This window comes from Komagataeibacter europaeus LMG 18890 (assembly GCF_000285295.1).
Lineage (GTDB): Bacteria > Pseudomonadota > Alphaproteobacteria > Acetobacterales > Acetobacteraceae > Komagataeibacter > Komagataeibacter europaeus.
Genome location: NZ_CADP01000309.1, coordinates 1 through 1,170, shown reverse-complemented (window position 1 = coordinate 1,170; position 1,170 = coordinate 1). Strand labels below are relative to the sequence as shown.

Here is a 1,170-nt window from a genome sequence, read left to right as displayed (position 1 = left end):
CGTCTCGCCCGTCCTGCTCACGCGACAGGATCACGAGAATATGGTTTATCGCTTCCCATCGTCCCTCGCGGATCCAACGGTAGAAATAGCCCTGCACGGTCGTGAAGGCGGGAAAATGACGAGGCAATTGTCGCCACTGGCAACCCGTAGTGACGATATAGAGGATCGCCTCCATGACCCGGCGCAAATCCGTACGTCGTGGTCTCCCCAGTCGTTTCTTCTCGGGCATCAAAGGCGCAATCAGCGCCCACTCCGCATCGCGAAGGTCGCTTGCATACTCCAGGTCGTCCCGGCGATACTGCGCGCGGGTGATTTCAGTCCAGGCCATCTTGATCTCATCAGGTTATCGCAAACCCATGAATCATAATCCACTGAAATCACTCAACTCATTTTCGGTCAGACACTAAGGTCTGCGTCTCACCGCGCAACATCATTTCCAATGGTTGGAAATTACAGGAGAACGATCATGGCAGTTATTTCCGGTGACGGTGTTTTCTCTCACGTTTTTCTTGGGGCAGTGGATACTGCGGTATCCGCGAAATTCTATGACGCCGCGCTTGCGGCTCTGGGCATAAAAAACCTGGGGCCGTTCGGGCATGGGTGGATTCTGTATGGCCGCGAAAAGCCAGCCTTCATCATTGCACGTCCAGGCAACGGTGAAGCGCCCTCAAGCAACGGTGTCACCATCGGTTTTGCAGCAGCGACACCCGCCGAAGTGGAGGCTTTTCATGCCGCAGGTCTTGCCAATGGGGGAACCGATGAAGGCGCACCCGGCCCGCGAAGCCACTTACCGGCTTGCAGTTACCCATAAATTTTTTCTTCTGTAATTTGATAGGAGAGAGCACCTGTAACGATATCTGCCAGGCGAGACATTCCTCTCCAGATAACAGTTGTTCCGGGCGGAGCATCGGAAGCGCGATCAAGGTAACCACCCAGTCTGGCGACTGCCCGGATGTAAAAATCCAGGTCTGGTGAAGTGCTGAGTTTGCGTATGGGTGTGAACTGTTCGAGTATTTGGCGTTCCACATCTGTAAAAACGGTAGAAGGCGACGTCCCTGGTAATTCACGCCTGAGCATTGTTATCCATGAGATACGCCAGGCCACCACGCAGCATAAGGCGATACAGTTTGCGAGCCGGCCTGCGGTCGTTAGGCGGAGCTCTTCAAGCTT

At 54.4% G+C, this 1,170-nt stretch carries 3 protein-coding genes; 1 reads left to right on the top strand and 2 read right to left on the bottom strand.

Going from position 1 to position 1,170, the window contains the following annotated elements:
• A partial coding sequence (locus tag GEU01_RS22015; protein ID WP_019086247.1) for a transposase occupies nucleotides 1-328 on the bottom strand: 328 nt, incomplete at its 3' end.
• A gap of 138 nt (nucleotides 329-466) precedes the next feature.
• On the opposite strand from GEU01_RS22015, the gene GEU01_RS22010 reads away from it, so the two are divergent.
• On the top strand, nucleotides 467-811 hold the full coding sequence (locus GEU01_RS22010) for a VOC family protein (protein WP_019087700.1): 345 nt from the start codon (nucleotides 467-469) through the stop codon (nucleotides 809-811).
• Here GEU01_RS22010 and GEU01_RS25510 read toward each other — a convergent pair.
• A partial coding sequence (locus GEU01_RS25510) for an IS4 family transposase (protein ID WP_269719726.1) occupies nucleotides 802-1,170 on the bottom strand: 369 nt, incomplete at its 5' end. The two genes, GEU01_RS22010 and GEU01_RS25510, sit on opposite strands and share 10 nt — an antisense overlap.

Bases quoted from the DNA above. Each gene is read 5' to 3' on its own strand.
- GEU01_RS22010 (WP_019087700.1), top strand. From the start codon at position 467: ATGGCAGTTATTTCCGGTGACGGTGTTTTCTCTCACGTTTTTCTTGGG.